The sequence below is a fragment of the Streptomyces sp. NPDC000880 genome (assembly GCF_053599675.1).
On record NZ_JBSFMS010000033.1, the window covers coordinates 26126 to 47799 of the forward strand.

The 21674-nt window shown below is 69.4% G+C and carries 19 protein-coding genes; 13 read left to right on the top strand and 6 right to left on the bottom strand.

Translation table 11 applies throughout. The features are described from left to right. The first annotated feature begins 370 nt into the window (after positions 1-370). Genes ACWDO5_RS14035 through ACWDO5_RS14045 form a run of 3 tightly spaced genes read left to right on the top strand, consistent with a single transcriptional unit; the run spans position 371 to position 3614 of the window. Complete coding sequence (locus ACWDO5_RS14035; protein ID WP_450530529.1) at positions 371-1438, top strand: S1C family serine protease; 1068 nt, start codon at positions 371-373, stop codon at positions 1436-1438. Positions 1439-1458: 20 nt separating this feature from the next. Further along, complete coding sequence (locus tag ACWDO5_RS14040) at positions 1459-2181, top strand: response regulator transcription factor (protein WP_450530530.1); 723 nt, start codon at positions 1459-1461, stop codon at positions 2179-2181. Next, complete coding sequence (locus tag ACWDO5_RS14045) at positions 2178-3614, top strand: sensor histidine kinase (protein WP_450530531.1); 1437 nt, start codon at positions 2178-2180, stop codon at positions 3612-3614. Before ACWDO5_RS14040 ends, ACWDO5_RS14045 begins: the two co-directional genes overlap by 4 nt. Positions 3615-3644: 30 nt before the next feature. Here the strand turns inward: ACWDO5_RS14045 and ACWDO5_RS14050 are convergent, their stop codons facing one another. Further along, positions 3645-4514 (bottom strand): phosphatidylinositol-specific phospholipase C, encoded by an 870-nt coding sequence (locus tag ACWDO5_RS14050; protein ID WP_450530532.1) that lies wholly within the window; start codon positions 4512-4514, stop codon positions 3645-3647. Positions 4515-4660: 146 nt separating this feature from the next. Next, positions 4661-6481 carry a bifunctional metallophosphatase/5'-nucleotidase gene (locus ACWDO5_RS14055; protein ID WP_450530533.1) on the bottom strand — a complete coding sequence of 607 codons (1821 nt, stop codon included), beginning with the start codon at positions 6479-6481 and terminating at the stop codon, positions 4661-4663. Between the two features lie 197 nt (positions 6482-6678). Between ACWDO5_RS14055 and mshD the strand changes: the two genes are divergently transcribed. The 8 genes from mshD (at position 6679) to pstB (ending at position 16143) form a co-directional block, all read left to right on the top strand. Beyond that, a complete protein-coding gene (mshD, locus tag ACWDO5_RS14060) occupies positions 6679-7602 on the top strand; it encodes a mycothiol synthase (RefSeq protein ID WP_450530534.1) in 924 nt (307 codons plus the stop codon). A gap of 345 nt (positions 7603-7947) precedes the next feature. Then, a complete protein-coding gene (locus ACWDO5_RS14065; protein ID WP_450530535.1) occupies positions 7948-10176 on the top strand; it encodes an RNA degradosome polyphosphate kinase in 2229 nt (742 codons plus the stop codon). Further along, a complete protein-coding gene (locus ACWDO5_RS14070) occupies positions 10163-11362 on the top strand; it encodes a CHAD domain-containing protein (protein ID WP_450530536.1) in 1200 nt (399 codons plus the stop codon). The genes ACWDO5_RS14065 and ACWDO5_RS14070 overlap by 14 nt, the downstream gene beginning before the upstream one ends. After that, positions 11359-11793, top strand: a complete 435-nt coding sequence (locus tag ACWDO5_RS14075) for an NUDIX hydrolase (RefSeq protein ID WP_450530537.1) — start codon at positions 11359-11361, stop codon at positions 11791-11793. The genes ACWDO5_RS14070 and ACWDO5_RS14075 overlap by 4 nt, the downstream gene beginning before the upstream one ends. A 226-nt stretch (positions 11794-12019) precedes the next feature. Next, positions 12020-13153, top strand: coding sequence for a phosphate ABC transporter substrate-binding protein PstS (pstS, locus tag ACWDO5_RS14080; protein ID WP_450530538.1), 1134 nt, complete (start codon positions 12020-12022; stop codon positions 13151-13153). A 105-nt stretch (positions 13154-13258) separates the two neighbouring features. Next, positions 13259-14257 carry a phosphate ABC transporter permease subunit PstC gene (pstC, locus tag ACWDO5_RS14085; protein WP_450530539.1) on the top strand — a complete coding sequence of 333 codons (999 nt, stop codon included), beginning with the start codon at positions 13259-13261 and terminating at the stop codon, positions 14255-14257. After that, positions 14254-15330, top strand: coding sequence for a phosphate ABC transporter permease PstA (gene pstA / locus ACWDO5_RS14090; protein WP_450530540.1), 1077 nt, complete (start codon positions 14254-14256; stop codon positions 15328-15330). The genes pstC and pstA overlap by 4 nt, the downstream gene beginning before the upstream one ends. 36 nt (positions 15331-15366) lie before the next feature. Further along, a complete protein-coding gene (pstB, locus tag ACWDO5_RS14095; protein ID WP_450530541.1) occupies positions 15367-16143 on the top strand; it encodes a phosphate ABC transporter ATP-binding protein PstB in 777 nt (258 codons plus the stop codon). A 190-nt stretch (positions 16144-16333) separates the two neighbouring features. Here pstB and ACWDO5_RS14100 read toward each other — a convergent pair whose 3' ends face one another. Both ACWDO5_RS14100 and ACWDO5_RS14105 read right to left on the bottom strand, forming a co-directional pair. Next, on the bottom strand, positions 16334-17332 hold the full coding sequence (locus ACWDO5_RS14100) for an anion permease (RefSeq protein ID WP_450530542.1): 999 nt from the start codon (positions 17330-17332) through the stop codon (positions 16334-16336). 5 nt (positions 17333-17337) lie between these two features. Further along, a complete protein-coding gene (locus ACWDO5_RS14105) occupies positions 17338-17958 on the bottom strand; it encodes a DUF47 domain-containing protein (RefSeq protein ID WP_450530543.1) in 621 nt (206 codons plus the stop codon). Between the two features lie 194 nt (positions 17959-18152). On the opposite strand from ACWDO5_RS14105, the gene ACWDO5_RS14110 reads away from it, so the two are divergent. After that, positions 18153-18485: a metal-sensitive transcriptional regulator gene (locus ACWDO5_RS14110; protein WP_251017580.1), complete on the top strand. Its 333-nt coding sequence runs from the start codon at positions 18153-18155 to the stop codon at positions 18483-18485. 53 nt (positions 18486-18538) lie between these two features. On the opposite strand, the gene ACWDO5_RS14115 is transcribed toward ACWDO5_RS14110, so the two are convergent. Then, a complete protein-coding gene (locus ACWDO5_RS14115) occupies positions 18539-18721 on the bottom strand; it encodes a hypothetical protein (RefSeq protein ID WP_450530544.1) in 183 nt (60 codons plus the stop codon). A gap of 74 nt (positions 18722-18795) precedes the next feature. Then, positions 18796-19641, bottom strand: a complete 846-nt coding sequence (locus ACWDO5_RS14120) for a hypothetical protein (RefSeq protein WP_450530554.1) — start codon at positions 19639-19641, stop codon at positions 18796-18798. A 439-nt stretch (positions 19642-20080) separates the two neighbouring features. Here ACWDO5_RS14120 and ACWDO5_RS14125 point away from each other — a divergent pair, with 439 nt between their 5' ends. Continuing rightward, positions 20081-21649 carry an FAD-binding oxidoreductase gene (locus ACWDO5_RS14125; protein WP_450530545.1) on the top strand — a complete coding sequence of 523 codons (1569 nt, stop codon included), beginning with the start codon at positions 20081-20083 and terminating at the stop codon, positions 21647-21649. Positions 21650-21674: the final 25 nt, after the last annotated feature.

A 21674-nucleotide genomic window follows, 5' to 3' on the forward strand; every position in this document is an offset into this window, starting at 1 on the left:
ATCGGGGTTGCCCGGGGTCGCGGAGTGACGGGGCGTCCGCGGTGCGGGGTGCGGGTGCGTTGCGGGGTGTGGGGGGTCCGTGGTGCGGGTTTGGGCGGTCCGGCGTGCCCGGTGTTGTGGGGTGTGGGTTCCGGGGCCCCTCCGGGCTCGACTCCTCGGGGTCGGCGGCGGCAAGGGCGTTCGTGTTGATCACTGGGTCCGGCCGCCGATCCCTGCGGGGACGACCCTGCACGGCCCCTCACCACCGACAGATACCCCACGCGGTCGGCCCACGGCCCGGGTGACCCTTTATTTCGGGCATACGTGGTTCTGTCGGGCTTCTTAGGGCCCACTCAGGTCGCTCTCATGTACCAGGCCGACAGTCGTTGCCATGAGCGACTACTACCGCCGAAGCGGCGACGAGGGCAACCAGCAGCAGCCGTACGGCACGGGCGCCTACCCGCCCCCTCCTCCCCCCATTGAGCCCAACGGGCCGGCCACCGTATGGCCGGGGAACGGTGGGGCGGGGTACCAGCCCCCCGGCGGCGTCGTGCAGCCCGCAGCACCCGCGCCCGCACCTCCGCACCGCGCCAAGGCCAAGCGGCCCGTCGCCCTCATCGCCGCGGTTGCCATTGCCGCCGCGGGCATCGGCGGCGGGGCCTCCGCGCTCGTCGCGCAGTTCGTCGGCGGCGACAGGAGCAGCGGCACCGGCGTGGCCGGCACCACTGTGTCGCAGAGCAGTACCGGCACCGTCTCCGGCGTCGCCCAGGCCGTCTCGCCGAGCATCGTGGAGATCAACGCGACCTCCGCCGCCGGGCAGTCCACCGGATCCGGCGTGATCACCACCGCCGACGGCGAGGTCATCACCAACAACCACGTCGTCTCCGGCGCAGACACCGTCAAGGTGCAGCTCAGCGACGGCAAGACATACACCGCCAAGGTCGTCGGCACCGACCCCGACAAGGATCTCGCCCTCATCAAGCTGGAGGGCGCGAGCGGCCTCAAGGCGGCTTCCCTCGGCGACTCCAGCAAGGTCCAGGTCGGCGACGAGGTCGTCGCGATCGGCTCGCCCGAGGGCCTGACCGGCACCGTCACCAGCGGGATCGTCTCCGCGCTCAACCGCGATGTGACCGTCGCGAAGGACCAGGGCCAAGGCCAGCCGCAACAGCGGGGCGGCGGCGGCTGGCCCTTCGAGTTCGGCGGGCAGCAGTTCAACGGCGACACCGGCGCCTCCAAAACCACCTACAAGGCCCTCCAGACGGATGCCTCGCTCAACCCCGGCAACTCCGGCGGCGCGCTCATCAACATGAACGGCGAGATCATCGGCATCAACTCCGCGATGTACTCACCCAGTTCGGCCACCGGCTCCACCGCCGGCAGCGTCGGTCTCGGCTTCGCCATCCCGATCAACACCGTCAAGTCCGACCTCGACAACCTGCGCTCCGGCGGCAACGGCTGACCCCGTGCGAGGCTGATCTCATGACTATCCCCCGTGAAGGCGACCGCATCCTCATCGTCGACGACGAGCCCGCCGTCCGTGAGGCGCTCCAGCGCTCCCTCGCCTTCGAGGGGTACGCCACCGAGGTCGCCGTCGACGGCATCGACGCCCTCACCCGGGCGGAGGTGTACGCGCCCGATCTGATCGTGCTCGACATCCAGATGCCCCGGATGGACGGCCTGACCGCGGCCCGCCGGCTGCGCGCCGCCGGGTCGACCACGCCGATCCTGATGCTGACCGCGCGGGACACCGTCGGCGACCGCGTGACGGGCCTCGACGCGGGCGCGGACGACTATCTGGTCAAGCCGTTCGAGCTGGACGAGCTGTTCGCCCGGATCCGCGCGCTGCTGCGGCGCAGTTCGTACGCGACGACCGCGGGCGCGGCTCCCGACGACGACGTGCTGGCCTTCGCCGATCTGCGGATGGACCTGGCGACGCGCGAGGTCCACCGCGGCACGCGCCGGGTGGAGCTGACCCGTACCGAGTTCACGCTGCTGGAGATGTTTCTCGCGCATCCGCGCCAGGTGCTGACCCGGGAGCAGATCCTCAAGGCCGTCTGGGGCTTCGACTTCGAGCCCAGTTCGAATTCGCTGGATGTGTATGTGATGTATCTGCGACGCAAGACGGAGGCGGCAGGTGAGCCACGCCTGGTCCACACGGTGCGCGGCGTGGGCTACGTGCTGCGGTCGGGCGGCCCGGAGTGACCGACAAGTTCCGTGCGCTGCCCCTGCGGTCTCGGCTGGCGCTGCTGGTGGCGGTCGCGGTGGCAGTCGCTGTCGCGGCCGTCTCCACCACCTGCTGGTTCGTCGTGCGCGGCAAGTTGTATGAGGAGATCGACTCCAAGCTGAAGTCCGCGAGTGCGCCCCAGCGGGCCGAGGACGTCGCCGCCACACTGCGCAACTGCTCCCAGGTCCCGGCCGGCCGGACCGGCTACGGCCCCAAGCCCGTCTTCTACCTTCAGCTCGTCCAGGCCGACAGCGACAAACCGTGCGTCTCCGCCTACTCCGTCGGCACCGTCCTGATCGACAGCAGTGACCAGGAGGTGGCGCGGAACGCGGACCCGACCGTCTGGACGTTCCGCAACGGCCAGGACACCGACGGGAAGGATGTCCGCGTACTCAGCGCCGCGGCCGTCGTCCAGGGTCCGGGCGGCGGGGTCGTGACGGACACCGCGGTGATGATCGCGTACCCGCTCAGGGAGACCGAGGGCACCCTCAACGATCTGGCTCTCCTGCTGCTCATCGTGTCCGGCATCGGCGTTCTCGGCGCCGGCGCGGCCGGGCTGTGGGTCGCGCGGGCCGGGCTCAAGCCCGTGGACCGGCTCACCGGCGCCGTGGAGCATGTCGCCCGCACCGAGGATCTGACCGTACGCATCCCGGTCGAGGGCGAGGACGAGATCGCCCGGCTGTCCCGCTCCTTCAACTCGATGGCCGCCGCGCTCGCCTCCTCCCAGGAACGGCAGGCGCAGCTGATCGCGGACGCCGGGCACGAGCTGCGTACACCGCTGACCTCGCTGCGTACGAATATCGAGCTGCTGGCCCGCAGCGAGGAGACGGGCCGGGCGATCCCGCCCGCGGACCGTACGGCGCTGATGGCCTCGGTCAAGGCGCAGATGACCGAACTGGCCTCCCTCATCGGCGACTTGCAGGAGCTGTCGCGGCCCGACGCGGTCGACCGGGGGCCGCTGCAGGTGGTCGCCCTGCATGACGTCGCCGAGGCAGCTTTGGAGCGGGCCCGGCTGCGCGGACCCGAGCTGGCCTTCGCGGCGGAGCTGGCGCCCTGGTACGTACGGGCGGAGCCGGCCGCGCTGGAGCGGGCTCTGGTCAACGTCCTCGACAACGCGGTGAAGTTCTCGCCACCGGGCGGAACGGTCGAGGTGGCCCTCAAGGGCGGCGAGCTGACGGTTCGGGACCACGGTCCCGGCATCCCCGCCGATGAACTCCCCTACGTATTCGAGCGGTTCTGGCGCTCGACGTCGGCGCGGAGTCTGCCCGGCTCGGGTCTTGGGCTGTCGATCGTGGCCCGTACGATCCAGCAGTCGGGCGGTGAGGTTTCGATCGAGCCCGCTGCGGGCGGCGGTACGCGCGCGGTGATCCGGCTGCCGGGGGCGGCGACGCCACCGCCCGCCCAGCCCTGACGCCGCCCAGCGGCCGCCTAGTTGTGCCGACTAGTTGTGCCGCAGGAGCGAATCGACAAGTCCCGAGCGGGTGCCCGGGTAGTCCATCGGCACAATGCCGAGGCCCTTCCAGCCGCTCGCCTCGGAGCCGTTGATGAAGGAGTGGACCCTCGGGTTGAGGTTGTCGGAGTTCCAGCGCGGCGGCAGGTACGCGGAGGTGCTGACGAAGTTGATGAACAGCTTTCCGGGCTGCTGGGCCGCCTTGCGGAACTGTGCCTCGATCTTGGGGTACTTGGCGTTCGGCGCGGCGTTCCAGTCGTCCTGAATATCGAACACCGCGCTGTCCCACCATTTGACGCCGGGCAGTCCGCCGTTGTCGGCGATGAGGACAACCTTGCCGCGCGCCTCGCCCAGCGACGGCAGCCCGTCGCCGATGCGGAACAGCTGACGCCAGCCCTTGCCGTCGAGGTAGGTGTCGAAAACGCGGCGGAAGGTCGCGTCGCTCTCCTCCGAGTACTCCTGCTTGACGCGCATGAGGACCGTCTCTGACGGGTGGGCGTTCAGGAAGTCCCGGCAGGCGATGAGCACATCGCCGAACATCAGGTTCTGGTAGTACGCCCCGTGGTGGACGGCGAAGGAGTCCCCGGTGACCCGGCAGCGGACGTCAAGGAAGCGGATGCCGCTGTTCAACTGGTCGGCGATGGTGGTGTTCTGGCACTCCGTCCAGAGCCCGCCGAAGCGCGCGCCCGAGTCGTGTGTGCCGGGGATCGTCAGCCGCGCGAGGGCGGTGCTGTCCGCGGAGCCCGCCATCCAGTCCTGCGCGGACAGGGTGCGGCGGGGTGCGGCGAAGGCGGGGGGTGCGCCGATGAGGGCGGTGGCGGAGACGGCTGCCGCGCCCGCGAGAAAGCTCCGTCGGTCCATGGTCCGGGATTATGGCGGGGTCACGTCAAGAAGCACCAGGGTCAGGATGGCCAGTAACCAACGCAACGCTCAATCAGGCCTCGTCCGTGAACGCCGGTGGGGCGACGGCCCCGTGGCCCGCCGCCCCACCGTCCCGCCGCGTACCGCTACTTCACGACGGTGATCCGGCCCGTCGCCGGCGGCGCGAACGGCGCGCTCGCACTGGAGTGCGCGGCCAGATAGGCGTTGAGGATGTCCAGGTCGGACGCGCCGACCAGCTTGTTCCTGTGCTCCTTCAGTACGGCGAAACCATCGCCGCCGCCCGCCAGGAACTCATTCATCGCGACCCGGTAGGTCTTCGCCGGGTCGATCTCCTCGCCCTTCAGCTTGACCGAGCCGGCCACGATCCGGTCAGCTCCGGTCTTCGTCAGATCCAGGGTGTAGGTGAAGCCGTCCGACACCTGGAGGATCTTCGGGGAAGCCTGGTTCACGCCGCTGACCTGCTGCTTGAGAGCGGTGATCAACTGATCGCCGGTCAGGTCGACGACGGTCATCATGTTGGTGAACGGCTGCACCGTGAACGCCTCGCCGTAGGTCACGACACCGTCGCCCTCACCGCCGGACGCCTTGTGGACGAGGCCCGCGCGGATTCCGCCCGGGTTCATCAGCGCGAGCTGCGCCCCGCCCTTGTCCGCCGGGGCGAGACCCTCGAGCTGCGCGTCCGCGATCAGATTGCCCAACGGCTTCTCGGGCGCGTCGAACGGGTTCTCGATGTCCGCGGAGATATAGCCGACCGGCCGGCTCGCGACCGGCGCGGCCAGCGTGTTCCAGCGCGCGATCAGCCGGGTCATGTCCTCGGCCTTCGGCACGTCGCGGGTGACGACGTGGTTCGCGGAAGCGACGGCCGTACGGACGATGTCCTTGGTGCGACGGTCGTAGGTGAGCGTCGTGTCGGTGTACAGCTTGCCGAACGAGGCCGCCGAAGTGACCGTACGCGGCTGGCCGGACGGGTCCGGGACGGTGCACGCGTACGCCTGGTGGGTGTGGCCGGTGACCAGGGCGTCGACCTGCGGGCTGATCTTCTTGGCGATGTCGACGATCGGGCCGGAAACACCGTCGCCGGGGCCAGGGCTGTCGCAGTTGTAGTTGTACGAGGAGGAGGCCGGCGCCCCGCCCTCGTGGATCAGGGCGACGATCGACTTGACGCCCTTGCGCTCCAGCACCTTGGTGTACTTGTTGATCGTCTCGACCTCGTCGCCGAAGGTGAGGCCCTTGACGCCCTCGGCACTGACGATGTTCGGCGTGCCCTCCAGGGTCACCCCGATGAAGCCGATCTTGACCCCGTCCTTCTGCCAGATGAAGTACGGATCGAGCAGCGGCCTGCCGGTCTTGTCGTCCGCCACATTCGCGGCGAGGTACGGGAAGTCGGCGCCCGTGAACTTCCTGTCCTGCTCGAAGCAGCCCGCGGTGGGGTGACAGCCGCCGTTCTGCATCCGGGCGAGTTCCTTGGCGCCCTCGTCGAACTCGTGGTTGCCGACGGAGGAGACGTCGAGCTTCAGCCTGTTCAGCGCCTCGATGGTCGGCTCGTCGTGGAAGAGCCCGGAGAGCAGCGGCGATGCGCCGATCATGTCGCCGGCCGCGGCGGTCACCGAGTACTTGCTGCCCTTGCGTGCCTGGCGCAGGTGGGTGGCGAGGTACTCGACGCCGCCCGCGTCGATCTTCTCGGTGGTGCCGTCCGCGTGGGTGCGGGTGACCTGGCCGGCCGAGCCGGCGGGCGGCTCCAGGTTTCCGTGCAGATCGTTGAAGGAGAGCAGTTGCACATCGACAGTGCGCGGCTGGTGGCGCGGGTCGCCGTGGCTCCCCTCGTCGACGGCGGCACCGGCCGGCATCGCGGCGAAGAGCGCGCCGACGGTGGCCAGTCCGGCGGCCGCGGCGAGAAGCCGCCGGCTCCGGCGGGCCGCACGGTGGTTGTGTGGTGTCGCTGACATCTGTCCCCTTGTCAGTTCAGCGTGGCGTGAGGGCTGAGAGCGGCAGCCTAGAGTCAACGCGCGTAGCGCGACAGGGGGGGTAGGGGTTACAACCTGGTTGCCTTTTGTTCGATATCGGGTGTTTCTTCGCATATAACCCGCATGCAGGGCCCGTCCCGTATCGCCGACAACATGCCGACCAGCCGTACCCTCGACCCATGAGCATTGATGCTGCGATTCCGGAGCCCGGCCGGCAGATCGAGACCGTTGACGAGCTGCGCCCCGAGCAGGCTGACACCGTGCTCGGCATCCTTCGCGAGGCCGCACACAGGGACGGGATGCATGCCGTCTCCGAGCAGGGGCGGCTGCAGCTGCGCGGCGGGAAGCGGGAGGGCGTACGGCATCTCCTGCTCACCGTCGGCGGCGAGCTGATCGGGTACGCGCAACTGGAGGACACCGACCCTGTCGAGGCTCCGGCCGCCGAGCTCGTCGTGCACCCCGCGCATCGCGGGCGCGGACACGGGCGGGCGCTCGGCAGCGCGTTGCTGGGGGCGTCCGGGAAGCGGCTACGGGTGTGGGCACACGGCGGAAAGTCCGCCGCGCGGCATCTCGCGCAGGTGCTCGGGCTCACCCTCTTCCGTGAACTGCGCCAGCTGCGTCGGCCGTTGAGCCCGATGGACATTCCCGAGCCGGTGTTCCCGGCGGGCGTCACCGTACGCAGCTTCGTGCCCGGGCAGGACGACGCGGCCTGGCTCGCCGTGAACGCCGCCGCCTTCGCCCACCACCCCGAGCAGGGCTCGCTCACCCAGCGGGACCTCGACGACCGCAAGGCCGAGCCGTGGTTCGACCCCAAGGGATTCTTCCTGGCCGAGCGGGGCGGGGAGCTCATCGGCTTCCACTGGACGAAGGTGCACGCCAAGGAGCACCTCGGCGAGGTGTACGTCGTCGGCATCCGTCCCGACGCGCAGGGCGGCGGCCTCGGCAAGGCGCTGACCGCGATCGGGCTTCGGTATCTCGCCGCGCAGGGAGTGCCCACCGCGATGCTCTACGTCGACGCCGACAACCCTGCGGCGCTGCGGGTGTACGAGGGCCTCGGCTTCTTCACGCACGAGGTGGATCTGATGTACCGCACCGAATCCTGACGGACCGCCCCCGGCCGGCCGCTGCTCGCCAACGCGTCGGGACCGGCATCTTGCCGGCCCTTGCCGACACCGCCACCGCCACCCCATTCCGGCTGCTGCACACGCGCACACGGCCCGCGCAGGGCCGCACAGAGCCCCATACGCCGTACGGGACCCCCGCGAACGACCCCGGGGGGTCCCGCCACGCTTTCCCGCACGTCATGTCGTCGTTACCGGGCATTCAGACGCCCTTGCGACCCTCTCTCAATGCAGCCCGCTGTACCCGCCTCCCCCAACGGAAAGATCCCCCTCGACCCGGCCCTCTCCGACGCGCCCGATATGCTCTCGACGCGGAAGAATGGGTTCATGAGCCAGCAGCCCGCCGAGGTACCGGTCCAGCACCCCCAGCCGTCCGTCGGTTCGATAGCCGCGCACCGGCCGCACACCGTCGCGGCCACGGTCTCCGACCTGGAACCCGATCTCGACGCCGACCTCGACTCGTACGAGGAAGATCACGAGGTAGCCGGCGCCGAATTGCCCCAGGGGCGGTTCCTCGACCGCGAGCGCAGCTGGCTCGCGTTCAACGAGCGCGTCCTGGAGCTCGCCGAGGACCCGGCGACCCCGCTCCTCGAACGGGCCAACTTCCTGGCAATCTTCGCGTCCAACCTGGACGAGTTCTTCATGGTCCGCGTCGCCGGCCTGAAGCGCCGCATCGCGACCGGTGTCGCCACCCGGTCCGCGTCCGGCCTGCAGCCCCGCGAAGTGCTGGACCTGATCTGGAACCGCTCCCGCGAGCTCATGGCCCGGCACGCCGCCTGCTACCAGCAGGACATCGCCCCGGCGCTCGCCGAAGAGGGCATCCACCTCATCCGCTGGCCGGACCTCACCGAGAAGGAGCAGGCACGCCTGTTCACTCTCTTCCGGCAGCAGATCTTCCCGGTCCTGACCCCGCTGGCCGTGGACCCCGCACACCCCTTCCCGTACATCTCGGGCCTCTCGCTGAACCTGGCCGTGGTGGTACGCAACCCGGTCAGCGGCCACCGACACTTCGCCCGCGTCAAGGTCCCGCCGCTGCTGTCGCGCTTCCTGGAGGCTTCACCGCAGCGGTACGTCCCCCTCGAGGACGTCATCGCAGCGCACCTCGAAGAGCTCTTCCCCGGCATGGAGGTGCTCGCGCACCACATGTTCCGGGTGACCAGGAACGAGGACCTGGAGGTCGAGGAGGACGACGCCGAGAACCTTCTGAAGGCCCTGGAGAAGGAGCTCATGCGGCGCCGCTTCGGCCCGCCGGTGCGGCTCGAGGTCGAGGAGTCCATCGACCCGTACGTGCTGGACCTGCTGGTCCGCGAGCTGAAGGTGTCCGACGCCGAGGTCTATCCGCTGCCCGGGCCGCTGGACCTGACCGGACTCTTCGGCATCGCGAAGCTGGACCGGCCCGAGCTGAAGTACCCGAAGTTCGTCGCCGGCACCCACCGGGACATCTCCGAGGTCGAGTCGGCATCCGAGCCCGACATCTTCATGGCGCTGCGCGAGCGCGACGTACTGCTGCACCATCCGTACGACTCGTTCTCGACGTCCGTCCAGGCCTTCCTGGAGCAGGCCGCGGCCGACCCGGACGTGCTGACCATCAAGCAGACGCTGTACCGCACCAGCGGCGAATCCCCGATAGTGGACGCGCTGATCGACGCCGCCGAGTCGGGCAAGCAGGTCCTCGTACTCGTAGAGATCAAGGCCCGCTTCGACGAGCAGGCCAACATCAAGTGGGCGCGGAAGCTGGAGGAGGCCGGCTGCCACGTCGTCTACGGGCTCGTCGGACTGAAGACGCACTGCAAGCTGTCGCTGGTGGTCCGCCAGGAGGGCGAGACGCTGCGCCGCTACTCCCACGTCGGGACCGGCAACTACCACCCGAAGACGGCCAGGCTGTACGAGGACCTGGGGCTGCTGACCGCGGACCCGCAGGTCGGCGCCGACCTCTCGGACCTGTTCAACCGGCTGTCGGGATACTCCCGCCGCGAGACGTACCGCCGGCTCCTGGTCGCCCCCAAGTCCCTGCGCGACGGCCTGATTTCGCGAATAAACAAGGAAGTCGCGCACCACCGCGCCGGTCGGCCCGCCTACGTCCGCTTCAAGGTCAACTCGATGGTGGACGAAGCGGTCATCGATGCCTGCTACCGGGCGGCCATGGCGGGTGTTCCGGTGGACATCTGGGTGCGCGGCATCTGCGCGATACGCCCCGGAGTCCCCGGCCTCTCGGAGAACATCCGGGTGCGCTCGATCCTCGGCCGCTTCCTGGAGCACTCCCGCGTCTTCGCCTTCGGCAACGGCGGCGAGCCCGAAGTGTGGCTGGGCAGCGCCGACATGATGCACCGCAACCTCGACCGCCGTATCGAGGCTCTGGTCCGGGTCACCGACCCGGCCCACCGCGCGGCTCTGATCCGTCTCCTGGAGACCGGCATGTCCGACACCACGTGGTCCTGGCACCTCGGCCCGGACGGCGCCTGGACCCGGCATGCGACGGACCCGGAAGGCCAGCCGCTGCGGAACCTACAGGAGATGCTCATAGACGCCCGGAGGCGCCGGCGTGCACAGTCCTGATCTCTCCCGGTCGGATGCTCCCACCGTCCCGGCCGGCCCCCCCACCGTGGTCACGGCAGGCGATGCGCTGGCCCGGTATCTCCATGCGCAGGCAGGCGACTTCCTGCGCAGTTTGCGGCTGCACAGCGAGAGCGGCGCGGACACGGCGGGACTGGCGGAGGCCGCCGCCGCGCTGCGTCAGGCGTCCCGCCGTATCAGCGGGACGCTGCACACCTTCCGGCCGCTGCTCGACCCCGCCTGGGCGGACGATCTGCGCACCGAACTGGCCTGGCTCGCCGCGACGCTGGCCCAGGAGCACGCCTTCATCTCACGGCTCGGCCGGCTGCTCGACGCGCTGACACGGCTGTCGGGCGCGATTCCGCTGCCGTCGGCGCGGGGCGAATTGCACACGCTCATCCCCGGCGACCGGGCAACCGGCTCCGGCGAACCCCGCACGCCGTCCGACTCAGGTCCCGGCTCCGGCACGCCGAACGGCTCCCGCTCCGGCGAACCCGGCAGCCCCGCCGACGCCGACGGCCCTGTCAGCCCGGCCGGCAGCGCGGACGCTCCGCGCGCCACCGGTTCCCTGACCGTGGGAGCCGCGCGGGCCGGCGCCCTGCTGGAGCGACAGCTCACCCTCGCCCGGACCCGGGCCCACTCCGCCGCGCTCCAGGCCCTAGGCTCCTCCCGCTTCCACGCGGTCGCCGACTCCGTCGCCGTACTCGCCTCCGAGCTGCCGCTCGGCCCGATGGCCGACGCCCCCTCCGCCGAGACCCTGGCGCTGCCCGCGGGGCTCGCCGAGCGGCGGCTGCTGGAAGCGGTGGCCGCGCTGCCGCTGAGCCGGGCCGCGCACCCGTACAACGCGGAGGCCCTGGTGCACGGCCTCGCCACCGCATCGGCCGGCGAGGCGCAGGACGCCCCCTGGCACCAGGTGCGGCTGATGCTGCGGCTGCACCGGTACGCACAGGAGGTGCTGCACCCGGCAGCGGACCCGGTGCTGCGCCACGCGGGCCTGGTCCTCGACCGGCACCGCGACGCGGCCGAGGCCGCCGCTGCCGCCGCCACCGCTGCCCGCACTCCGCGCATCGCCCCGGCCACCGCGTACGCCCTGGGGGTGCTCCACGCCGACCAGCGTCACGAGGTGGAGGCCGCCCGCTTCGCCTTCCAGCAGGTGTGGCAGAGAGCCACGGCGGTGACGGTCCCATGAGTGAGGGCACGACGATGAGCGACGACACGGTACTGGCCGCGGGCTGTGTGCTCTGGCGGCGTTCCCCGCACAACGACGAGGGCATTGAGATCTGCCTCGTGCATCGGCCCAAGTACGACGACTGGTCGTACCCGAAGGGAAAGCTGAAGCGCGGCGAGGACGCCCTCGCCGGCGCGGTGCGCGAGGTGCTGGAGGAGACGGGCTACCAGTGCGTGCCGCGAGCCCGGCTGCCCACCGCGTACTACATCGCAAATGGACGTCCGAAGCAGGTCAGCTACTGGGCGGCCGAAGTGACAACCGGTTCATTCGCCCCGAACGAGGAGGTGGACCGCATCGTGTGGCTTCCACCGAGGGAAGCCCGCAACCGCCTTACTCACCCCCGCGACCGCATTTTGGTAGACGCGCTGCTCGATGCTCTTCACTCGGCGTGAGGGGTCGGCAGGTGCTCGGAGGCGCCACGTGCGACTGGCACTTAGCTGCCCGACACGGTTCACCTCCCGTTCACCCTCCCCCGTCGGCGGCTTCACCTCATCTGCCTAATTTCGGGCTTACATGGTGACCGGTGCAGTGCCGGTCCCTCCACCCCGACACACGCCGCCATAGAACGTGTCAGACATCAGTCAGCGTCCCGGCGGCTCTTGGAAGGAACACCCGAAAGTGAAGCTTCAGCGCAAGAACGGGCTTCGCGCCACCGCGCTCGGCGCCCTCGCCATTTCCGGCGCCCTGGTCCTCACGGCGTGTGGTTCGGACAACAACGCGGGCGGTACCGGCGGCACCGGCAGCGCAACGAACGCCGCTTCGAACATCAAGTGCGACGGCGCCAAGGGCAAGCTCCTTGCGTCCGGCTCCAGCGCGCAGAAGAACGCCATGGACCTCTGGGTCAAGAACTACATGGCCGCGTGCTCGGGCGTGGAAGTCAACTACAAGTCCTCTTCGTCCGGTGAGGGCATCATCGCCTTCAACCAGGGCACGGTCGGCTTCGCCGGCTCCGACTCGGCGCTCAAGCCCGAAGAGGTCGCCGAGTCGAAGAAGGTCTGCAAGAGCGGCCAGGGCATCAACCTGCCCATGGTCGGCGGCCCCATCGCCATCGGCTACAACCTGCCGGGCGTGGACAGCCTGAACCTGGACGCCTCGACCATCGCCAAGATCTTCAACGGCAAGATCAAGAACTGGAACGACCCGGCGATCGCCAAGCTGAACCAGGGCGCCAAGCTCCCGAACACGGCGATCCAGGCCTTCCACCGCTCCGAGGACTCCGGCACCACGCAGAACCTCGGCAAGTACCTGGGCGCCACCGCCAAGGCCGACTGGCCCTACCCGGACGACAAGAAGTGGCCGGCCCCCGGTGGCCAGGCCGCGTCCGGCTCCGCCGGCGTCGCCGCGCAGGTCAAGCAGGCCGAAGGCGCGATCGGTTACTTCGAGCTCTCCTACGCGACCTCGCAGTCCATCCCGACCGTGAAGATCGACACCGGTGCTGCCGCCCCGGTCGAGGCCACCTCCGCGAACGCCTCGAAGGCCATTGCCGCCGCCAAGGTCAAGGGCACCGGCAAGGACCTGGCCCTCGGTCTCGACTACGCCACCAAGGCCGACGGTGCCTACCCGATCGTCCTGGTGACCTACGAGATCGTCTGCGACAGCGGCAACAAGGCCGACACCCTGGGCACGGTCAAGTCCTTCCTGACCTACACCGCGAGCGACGAGGGCCAGAAGGTCCTCTCGGACGCCGGTTACGCCCCGATTCCGGCCGAGATCAACACCAAGGTCCGCGAGATCGTCGCGGGTCTGAGCTAACAACGAAACAGACCGGCGGGGGCCCATCCGCCCCCGCCGGTCAACCCATCCGGTGCACCGCCGCCAGGGGAGTCCTGCCGCTCCCCACCACAGACCGGAAAGATCATGGCTTCCACCACACCCATAGACTCCCCTCCTCCAGCACCGGCTCCGCCGGTCACCAGGAAGAGCACATCCACCGGCCGCGCCGGCGACAAGGTCTTCCTCGGCCTGTCCCGCGGGTCGGGCATTCTGCTCCTGGTGATCATGGCGTCGATCGCCGTGTTCCTCAGCTACCGCGCCGCGCTCGCCATCTCGAAGGACGAGGGCAACTTCCTCACCACCTTCGACTGGAACCCGGCGGGCAACCCGCCGGTCTTCGGCATCGCGGTCCTCCTCTTCGGCACCGTGGTCAGCTCGATCGTCGCGATGGTGATCGCCGTACCGATCGCTGTCGGCATCGCGCTGTTCATCTCGCACTACGCGCCGCGCAGGCTCGCCGCCCCCATCGCCTACGTCGTCGATCTGCTGGCCGCCGTGCCGTCGATCATCTACGGCATCTGGGGCGCCCTCTTCCTGGTCCCGTACCTCGAAGGCCTCAACCTCTGGCTGGACGAATTCTTCGGCTGGACGTACATCTTCGAGAAGACCGAAGTCGGTGTCGCCCGCTCGCTGTTCACCGTGGGCATTCTGCTGGCGATCATGATCCTGCCGATCGTGACCAGCGTCAGCCGCGAAGTCTTCCTGCAGGTCCCGCGGATGAACGAAGAGGCCGCCCTCGCCCTGGGAGCCACCCGCTGGGAGGTCATCCGGATGTCGGTGATCCCCTTCGGCCGCTCCGGCGTGATCTCCGCCTCGATGCTGGGCCTCGGCCGCGCGCTCGGCGAGACGATGGCCGTCGCCACGGTCCTCTCCCCGAGCTTCCTGATCTCCCTGCATCTGCTCAACCCGGGCGGCGGAACCTTCGCCCAGAACATCGCCGCGAAGTTCGACGAGGCCAATGAGCTCGGGCGCGACGCCCTGATCGCCTCCGGTCTCGTCCTCTTCATCCTCACCCTGCTGGTCAACGGCGCGGCCCGCATGATCATCGCCCGCCGCAAGGAGTACTCGGGGGCCAACGCATGAGCCAGACAGCCATAAAGGACAGGCCCACTCCGACGCCCCCCTCCCGCCAGGGAAGCCTCAGCAGCCGGGTGCTCCCCCGCTGGGCTCCCATCGGATTCGCGATCGTCTCCCTCGCCCTCGGCGTCGGCATCGGCGTCGTGGCCGGCTGGGAGAGCCGCGTTCAGTGGGGCCTGATCTCGGCCCTCTGCTTCGTGGTCATCTCGTACGTCGTGACCTCGGCCGTCGAGAACAAGCGCCAGGCCAAGGACCGGCTCGCCACCAGCGTCGTCTGGGTGTGCTTCGTCCTCGCCGTGGTCCCGCTGTTCTCGCTGATCTGGGTGACCGTCAGCCGTGGTGTCAAGGTGCTCGACGGCTACTTCCTCAGCCACTCGATGGCCGGCGTCCCGGGCTTCGAGCCGGGCGGTGGCGTCTACCACGCCATCATCGGCACCCTCGAGCAGGTCGGCATCGCCACCGTCATCTCCGTGCCGATCGGCCTGCTGACCGCGATCTACCTGGTGGAGTACGGCAAGGGCGCGCTGGCCAAGGCCGTCACCTTCTTCGTCGACGTCATGACGGGCATCCCGTCGATCGTCGCGGGTCTGTTCATTCTCTCGATCATGCTCATCCTGGGGCTGCAGCCGTCCGGCCTTATGGGCGCGCTGGCGCTGGCGATCCTGATGATCCCGGTCGTGGTCCGCTCCACCGAGGAGATGCTCAAGCTCGTCCCGAACGAGCTGCGCGAAGCGTCGCTGGCCCTCGGCGTGCCGAAGTACCGCACGATCCTGAAGGTGGTCATCCCGACCGCGCTCGGCGGAATCACCACCGGTGTCATGCTCGCCATCGCGCGTATCGCCGGTGAGACCGCGCCGATCATGCTGCTGGTCTTCGGCGCCCAGCTGATCAACAGCAACCCGTTCGAAGGACCGCAGTCCTCGCTCCCCCTCTACATCTGGGAGCAGTACCGGGTCGGCAGCGAGGCGTCGTACGACCGCGCCTGGGCCGCCGCCCTGGTCCTGATCGCCTTCGTCATGATCCTCAACCTGGTGGCCCGCGGCATCGCCCGCTGGAAGGCCCCGAAGACCGGTCGCTGACCGCGGCCTTCTGAATCTGAAAGCGAAGTGATTCACATGGCCAAGCGCATCGACGTCAGCGGCCTGTCTGCGTTCTACGGCTCCCACAAGGCGATCGAGGACATCTCGATGACCGTGGAGCCCCGCTCCGTGACGGCCTTCATCGGCCCGTCCGGCTGCGGCAAGTCCACCTTCCTGCGCACCCTGAACCGGATGCACGAGGTCACCCCCGGTGGCCGCGTCGAAGGCAAGGTGATGCTGGACGACGAGAACCTGTACGGCTCCGCCGTGGACCCCGTCGCCGTACGCCGTACGGTCGGCATGGTCTTCCAGCGGCCGAACCCCTTCCCGACGATGTCGATCTTCGACAATGTCGCGGCGGGCCTGCGGCTGAACGGCTCGTACAAGAAGAACCAGCTGGCAGAGGTCGTCGAGAAGTCCCTCAAGGGCGCGAACCTCTGGAACGAGGTCAAGGACCGGCTGAACAAGCCCGGATCCAGCCTCTCCGGCGGCCAGCAGCAGCGTCTGTGCATCGCCCGCGCGATCGCGGTCGCGCCTGACGTGCTGCTGATGGACGAGCCGTGCTCGGCGCTGGACCCGATCTCGACGCTTGCGATCGAGGACCTGATCGGTGAGCTGAAGGAGCGCTTCACGATCGTCATCGTGACGCACAACATGCAGCAGGCGGCGCGCGTCTCGGACCGTACGGCGTTCTTCAACCTGTCGGCGGTCGGTCAGCCCGGCAGGCTGATCGAGATCGACGAGACGGAGCGGATCTTCGCGAACCCGTCGGTGCAGGCGACCGAGGACTACATCTCCGGCCGCTTCGGCTAGGCCGGACCCCATAGACGTCCTGCGGTGCTGCATGGCGGTGCCACCGCAAGGCGAAGGGCCCGCCCCCTCTCCCAGGGGGGCGGGCCCGCTAGTTTTTTTCCGGACGTCTCAGCCCCGTGGGGATCCCCCGGACGAAGCCTGGGGGAGATTGAGGAGCCGGGTCCGGGGCGGGCGGGAACTGTCCCGGCCGTCAGCCGAAGACCAGGTAGACCACGCCATAGCTCAGCGCAGCGACAGCCGCGGCCGCCGGCATCGTGATGAACCACCCCATGACAATGTTCTTGGCGACGCCCCAGCGGACCGCGTTCACCCGCTTCGTCGCCCCCACACCCATAATCGCCGAGGTGATCACATGCGTCGTCGAGATCGGCGCATGGAACAGGTACGCCGAGCCGAACATGATCGACGCCCCCGTCGTCTCCGCCGCGAACCCCTGCGGCGGATCCAGTTCGATGATCTTGCGCCCGAGCGTCCGCATGATGCGCCACCCACCCGCGTACGTACCGAGCGAGAGCATCATCGCGCAGGCGATCTTGACCCAGACCGGAATCGCGTCGCCCTGGTTCTCCACATCGGCGATGACCAGCGCCATCACCACGATGCCCATCGTCTTCTGCGCGTCCTGCAGACCGTGGCCGAGCGCCATGGCCGCCGCCGAGACCGTCTGCGCTATACGGAAGCCGCGCTTGGCCTTGGCCGGATTGGACCTCCGGAACATCCACATGATCGCGACCATCACCAGATAGCCGCAGACCAGACCGACGACCGGCGAGACGAACATCGGGATGACGATCTTCTCGAGCACACCGGTCCAGATGACCTCGGTCCCGCCCGCCAGCGCCGCGCCCACCATGCCGCCGAACAGCGCATGGGAGGAGGACGACGGCAGTCCGAAGTACCAGGTGACCAGGTTCCATACGATCGCGCCGACCAGCGCCGCGAAGAGGATGCCCATGCCCCGCGAGCCCTGGGGCGTCTCGATGAGCCCCTCGCTGACGGTCTTGGCGACGCCCTGACCCAGGAAGGCCCCGGCGAGGTTCATCACCGCGGCCATCGCCAGCGCCGCGCGCGGCGTCAGCGCGCGCGTGGAGACCGAGGTCGCGATCGCGTTCGCGGAGTCGTGAAAGCCGTTGGTGTACGTGAATCCGAGCGCGACACCAATGGTCACGATCAGCGCAAAGGTGTCCACGAAGCTCAGGACTCCTTGACCGCGATGGTCTCCACGGTGTTCGCAACATGCTCGAAGGCGTCCGCGGCCTCTTCCAGCACATCCACGATCTGCTTGAGCTTGAGCACCTCGATGGCGTCGTACTTACCGTTGAAGAGCGTCGCAAGGAGCTTGCGGTGAATCTGGTCGGCCTGGTTCTCGAGGCGGTTGACCTCGATCCAGTACTCGGTGAGGTTGTCCATGGTCCGCAGATGCGGCATGGCCTCCGCCGTCAGCTCGGCCGCCCGCGCCAGAACCTCGATCTGCTGCTCCACCCCCTTGGGCAGGTCCTCGACCTGATACAGCACGACCAGGTCGACGGCCTCCTCCATGAAGTCCATGATGTCGTCGAGCGACGAAGCGAGTTTGTAGATGTCCTCGCGGTCGAACGGCGTGATGAAAGAGGAGTTCAGCTGGTGGAAGATCGCATGCGTGGCATCGTCTCCCGCGTGCTCCGCTGCCCGCATCCGCTCCGCGATCTCGGCCCGGCCGGAGGAATCCGCTCCGAGCAGTTCCATCAGGAGCTTGGAGCCCGTGACGATGTTGTCCGCGGATGCGGCAAACATGTCATAGAAGCTCGTCTCCCTGGGGGTCAGACGAAAGCGCACGTGGGGTCCTCGGGGTGCTCTGGATTCGGTCAGGCTGATGCTAAGCGCATCATCTGGCCACGGCTAACCGGCGTTCTTCAGTGTCGCCCATCAACCAGCGTGATCAGCACGGGCCCCCGGTCCCGATCCGGCACGATTCGTTACGATATACCCATGAGGGGTATCCACACCCCTGTGGACAGCGGGAGGACGCGATGACGACCACCGAGGCGGCCGGCCCCCCGGTCACGGACCACGACCACGGCGTGCACGGCTACCACAAGCAGAAGGACGAGCACCTCAAGCGGCTGCGCCGGATCGAGGGCCAGATCCGCGGGCTGCAGCGGATGGTCGACGAGGACGTGTACTGCATCGACATACTCACGCAGGTCTCCGCGTCCACCAAAGCGCTGCAGTCCTTCGCGCTCCAGCTGCTCGAGGAGCATCTGCGGCACTGCGTCGCCGATGCGGCGGTCAAGGGCGGCGAGGAGATCGACGCGAAGGTCGAGGAGGCGACGAAGGCGATCGCCCGCCTTCTTCGTACCTGACGTCCCGACCGCGCCCCGTGCCCGGTCATTCCGGCCGGGTCATTCCGGCCGGGTCATTCCGGCCTGGTGAGCGCAGACCGTTCGGCTGCCACCTTCAGCACCTCGTCGATACGGTCCGGGCTGAGCCGTTCCTCGTCCGCAGCCGACGCCGCGATGATCAACTCGCCACACAGCTCGATCTCGGCGAGGGCCACGTGGTCCTGGACGGTCGTCGTACTGGGAGGAGCCACGTGCATTCACCTCTTCCTACCGGATCGACTTCCTAGCGTAGGGAGTGATGCACGGACTGCGCATGGCACGTCCGGACCATTTAGGCCCTGATCTTCCCTGCGTAAATGTCCCGTTGGTCGGGCAGTCGCACGGCGACCGGCGTCCCGAAGTCGTACAACAGCGTGGTCGAGGTGACGGCGACCGTGCCGGTTTCATTGGTGAAGCTGAAGCGGTGGCGCACTTTGCGCAGCCGGCCCTCGTCGTCGAGATACGCGTCGAACGGCACGGTGTCCTTGGCGAACCCTTTCGCCGCGGCGGCCAGCGCGGCGCGCGCATGCGGTTCGGCGACCCGTGCGGCCTGGGCGATGTCCGTGATGCCTCGGTAGTGGCGCACCTTCGTCCCGGCGAGCTTCTCCTCGCCGACGTACGTCACGTCCCGCGCACTGCGCAGCAGTTCGGCGGCGGCGAGCGGATCGGTGGCGCCGCCGGTGACCAGGTTCCCGTCCTCGAGGGTGGTTGTGTCGACCCGTACCCACTTGTCCACGGGCACGCCCGCGCCGCGGTTCTTCATGTACAGCGCGCCGGGGGCCAGCAGTTCGGTGACCGGACGGTGCTCCTCCGCGCCTGCCGGTCCCTTCGGCAGGACGACGGTGAGCTGCCCCATCCGCCGCACGAAGTCGTAGCCGCCCTCGCCCCGGATGGTCACCCGGGTCCCGCCGGTGGCCGTCTCCATGGATGTACGGGCCTTGGAACTCCTCGCCTCGGCGAGCACATCCGCGGCCTTGCGCACCTCGTCGGCCCGCGCCTCACCGGCCTGGCCGCCGCCCTGCCGGTCGTCGGCGACGGCGCCCCCACCGCCGGAGCAGCCGCTGGTCGCCACCACCCCCATCACGGCGGCCGCGACGGCGAAAGCCCCGCCCCTGCGCCTGTGCTGCTGCACCACCATCGCCTGCCAACCCCCAACACGGGACCGCTGCTTGTACGAGACGCCCACCCGCTCCGCATAACGACAGCCCGGTCCCCTCGTCACGCCGCTGCCCGTGCCCGATGCGGCACCGGCGCCCAGTAGTGTGGAGAGGTGCCTCAGCAAGCCCTACCCGGCGATGCCCCGGCCCTCCACCACACCTCCACCACGGAGTGCGGCTCGTTCGCCGTCGCCCACTGCTCCTGCGGCTGGACCGGACCGGCTCGCCGCTCCCGCGAACGGGCGCGCACGGACGCCGGTTTGCACACGTCAGCCCTCGTGGAGGGGCGCTGACGCGTACCCCGGCGCATCCCCCGGCCGAGTCACGGGCCGCGTCCCCGACCGCGTCACCGGCCGCGAAAAACCACCCGCGCCCGGAACCCCCCACACCGCGCAGCCGTCTCGTCCTCCAGGAGGCCCCATGGACCGGCGCGCGCTGCTCACCACCGCTGTTGCTCTGACCGCCGCTGCCTGCACAGGCAACGGCGGCGACGGATCGACCGCGGCCCCCACGACCACACCCACCCGCAGCGCCTCGCAAGGGAGACCGGCGACCGCCTCCGCTGCCGCCGCGCCCGACTGGAACGCCCTCGCGCGCGGGCTCGAAGGGAAGCTCGTACGCCCCGGGGACGCCGCGTACCCGACCGCGCGGCAGCTCTACAACACCCGGTTCGACTCGCTGAAGCCCGCGGCCGTCGCCTACGTCGCGGGCGAGGACGACGTCAAGGAGTGCCTGGCCTACGCCAGGGCCCACCGCACGCCTGTCTCCATCCGCAACGGCGGACACTCCTACGCCGGTTGGTCATCCGGCAACGGCCGGCTCGTCATCGACGTGTCCGCCCTGAACCGCGTCGCTCCCGACGGCTCCATAGGCGCGGGCGCCAAGCTGATCGACGTGTACGACGCCCTCGCCCGCAGCGGCCGCACCATCCCCGCGGGCTCCTGCCCCTCGGTCGGCGTGTCCGGGCTCACCCTCGGCGGCGGGCACGGCGTCACCTCCCGTGCGTACGGTCTGGCCTGCGACAGCCTCATCGCCGCGACCATCGTCACGGCCGACGGCAAGGTGCTGACCGCGAGCGCGAAGGAGAACAAGGAGCTGTTCTGGGCGCTGCGCGGCGCGGGCAACGGCAACTTCGGCGTGGTGACCCGGCTCCGTTTCCGTACGCAACCCACGCCGCCGTCCGTCACCGCATACCTCAGCTGGCCCTGGTCCAAGGCCGCGGCCGTCCTCGCCGCCTGGCAGAAGTGGGGACCTGCCCAGCCGGACGAGATCTGGTCGTCGGCGCATCTCGCGGCCGGTCCCGGCGGCCGCACGCCCACGCTCTCGCTCGCAGCGTTCTCACTCGGCAGCGAGAGCGACCTGCGCAACGCACTCGACCGCCTCGCCGACCGGGCCGGCTCGCCCGCCCGCTCGGTCTCGGTGCGCCGCCGCAGCTACCAGGACGCGATGCTCGGTTACGCGAACTGCTCCACTCTCAGCCAGGCCCAGTGCCATCTGCCCGGCACCACTCCGGGCCGTACCAAACAGGGCGCGCTCCAGCGTGAGACGTACGCGGCGGCCTCCGACTTCTTCGACCGCGAGCTCTCACCGGCCGGGCTGCGCACTCTGATCACCGCGACCGAGGCGTTCACCCGGATCGCGCCCGGCCGGGGCGGGGGCGGCGGCTCCATCGCGCTGACCGCACTCGGCGGGGCGATCAACCGGGTGGACCCGCTGGCGACGTCGTTCGTGCACCGGCGTTCCAGGGTGCTCGCCCAGTACATCGGAGCGTGGCGTCCCGGTACCCCGGGCTCCGCCCAGCAGGCCTGGCTGAAGGACGCCCATGCGTCGATGCGCCGCTACGCGTCCGGGGCCGCCTACCAGAACTACGTCGACCCCACGCTGACCGACTGGCGCCGGGCCTACTACGGGCCCGCCGCGGACCGCCTCACCCGGCTGAAGAAGCAGTACGACCCGGACAGGCTCTTCAACTTCCCGCAGGCGCTGTAGGGCGTGCGGGTCGCGGGACCCCTGC